The 408-nt window shown below is 59.1% G+C and carries 1 protein-coding gene; it reads right to left on the bottom strand.

Annotation, left to right across the window (positions count from 1 at the left end; genetic code table 11):
• Positions 1-90 precede the first annotated feature (90 nt).
• A partial coding sequence (locus M3600_RS28635; protein ID WP_251648595.1) for an autotransporter domain-containing protein occupies positions 91-408 on the bottom strand: 318 nt, incomplete at its 5' end.

The raw sequence follows: 408 nt of genomic DNA, 5'->3' as shown, positions 1-408 counted from the left end.
ATCCAGCATCAGTGCCCCGCCCAGCCCCCAGGCGTTGAACCGACCGCCGTCGAGAAATTGCAGATCGGCGTTGGTTTTTCGCTCAATTGCTCAGCTACCAATACGCGCATCGCTGGCCAGGGTACCGAGCATCACATTGACGATCGGCCGCAGCACCAGGTTGCCTCCGAGGCTGTCCCGGTGCAGCGAAAAATCCCAACCGACGCCGCCGGTGGTGGTCAGACTGTTCCATTTGGTCGGCACATTCCGCGTCTGTTCGCCATTGCTGACCACAAAGCGCGGGTCGTAACGGCTGTAACCCATCGTACCTTCAAGGTACAGAGGAAACGACTCGCTGAGGGTTGCCCCGCCGCCAAACTGGGTGATGGCCAGATTATGTTTGTCGTTGCTGCCGGAACCAATGTTGAG

It is taken from the genome of Niallia sp. MER 6 (assembly GCF_023714395.1).
Taxonomy (GTDB): domain Bacteria; phylum Bacillota; class Bacilli; order Bacillales; family Cytobacillaceae; genus Niallia.
The sequence above is the reverse complement of the archived record's forward strand: the minus strand, read 5'-3'. Positions and strand labels throughout refer to the sequence as shown.